Genomic DNA, 1,755 nt, shown 5'->3' on the forward strand with positions numbered 1-1,755 from the left:
GCAGCAGTGCCTGCCGGAGTCCACCACCGCCGTCCTCACCCCGGTCCTGCGCCGTGACCGTCCCGAGGCCCGGAGCCTCACCACGGCCCTCGCCCAGCTGCACGTGCGCGGCATCCCGCTCGACTGGGACACCGTCCTCGCTGGCGCGGGCGCCGGTGCCCCCCGGATCGACCTCCCGACCTACGCCTTCCAGCAGGAGAACTACTGGCCGCAGGTCCGGCCCGGGCTGGTCGGCGATGTGGTGTCCGCCGGCCTCGGCGCCGCCGATCACCCGCTGCTGGGCGCGTCGCTGGCGCTCGCGGACGCGGAGGGCCATCTGTTCACCGGGCGGCTCGCGCTGGACGTCCACCCGTGGCTCGCGGACCACGCCGTGGCGGGCAGCGTGCTGCTGCCCGGAACGGCCTTCGTGGAGCTGGCCGTCCGGGCCGGTGACCAGGTGGGCTGTGCGGTGCTGGAGGAGCTGACGTTGGAGGCTCCGCTGATCGTCCCCGAGAGGGGAGCGGTGCAGATCCAGGTGTCGGTCGGCGGCGCCGACGAGTCGGGCCGGCGGAGCGTCGCCCTGCACTCACGGGCCGAGGACGCGGCACCCGACGCCCACTGGACCCGGCACGCGGTCGGCCTGCTGGCGGAGGCTGCGGCCGGCGACGGTGAGGCGTTGACGCAGTGGCCGCCGACGGGCGCGGAGCCCGTCGCCGTGGACGGCGTGTACGACACCTTCGCGGCCGCCGGCTTCGCCTACGGCCCGGTGTTCCGGGGCCTGCGGGCGGCCTGGCGCCGGGACGGCGAGGTGTTCGCCGAGGTGGCGTTGCCGGACGAGGTACGGGCCCAGGCGGGGCTGTTCGGTCTGCACCCCGCGCTGCTGGACGCCGCGCTGCACGCGGTGGCCCTCGGCGGGCTGCTGGAGGACACCGGTCAGGGCCGGCTGCCGTTCGCCTGGTCGGACGTCACCCTGCACGCGGCCGGGACGGGGTACCTGCGTATCCGGATGAGCGCCACGGGAGCCGACACGGTCTCGCTGGCGGTGGCCGACGCGGCGGGTGCGCCCGTCGCGACGGTCGGTTCGCTGGTGCTGCGGGCCTTCTCGGCGGAGCAGCTGGCGGTCACCGGCGGACCGGAGTCGCTGTTCCGCCCCGAGTGGACCCCGGTCCCGCTGCCGTCGACCCCGCCGGCCGGAACGATCGGCGTGCTGGGCGACGACGACCTCGGCCTGGCCGGTGCGATCGGGTTCGCGGACCTCGCGGCCGCGGCCGAGGGGGGCACGGCACCCGACCTGCTGGTGCTGCCGATCGCCGCCTCCGACGGGCCGGACCTGGCGGCGGCCACCCGTGCCGCCGTCCGGGACACCCTGGCGCTGGTCCAGGAGTGGTTGGCCCAGGACGCCTTCGCGGACTCCCGACTCGTCGTGGTGACCCGGAGCGCCGCAGCCGGGGACCTCCCCGCAGCGGCCGTCCGGGGCCTGCTGCGGTCGGCCCAGTCGGAGAACCCGGGCCGGATCACCCTGATCGACCTGGACGACGACCCGGCCTCGCTGCGGGCGCTGTCCTACGCGCTCGGCACCGAGGAACCGCAGGTCGCCCTGGTCGCCGGGCACGCCGGCGCGCTGCGCCTGGTCCGGCCGGGCGTCCCGGCGTCCGACGGGACCCGCGCTCCGGTGACCGGTCTGCGGGTGTTGGATCCGGCGGGGACGGTGTTGCTGACGGGTGCGTCGGGTGCGTTGGGTGGTGTGGTCGCGCGTCATCTGGTGACGGAGTACGG

General features: G+C 76.3%; 1 protein-coding gene. It reads left to right on the forward strand.

Translation table 11 applies throughout. The features are described from left to right. On the forward strand, positions 1–1,755 hold a 1,755-nt coding region (locus ACIOFR_RS42200), incomplete at both ends, for a polyketide synthase dehydratase domain-containing protein (protein ID WP_401006143.1).

The organism is Kitasatospora sp. NPDC088346 (genome assembly GCF_044740765.1).
Lineage (GTDB): Bacteria > Actinomycetota > Actinomycetes > Streptomycetales > Streptomycetaceae > Kitasatospora.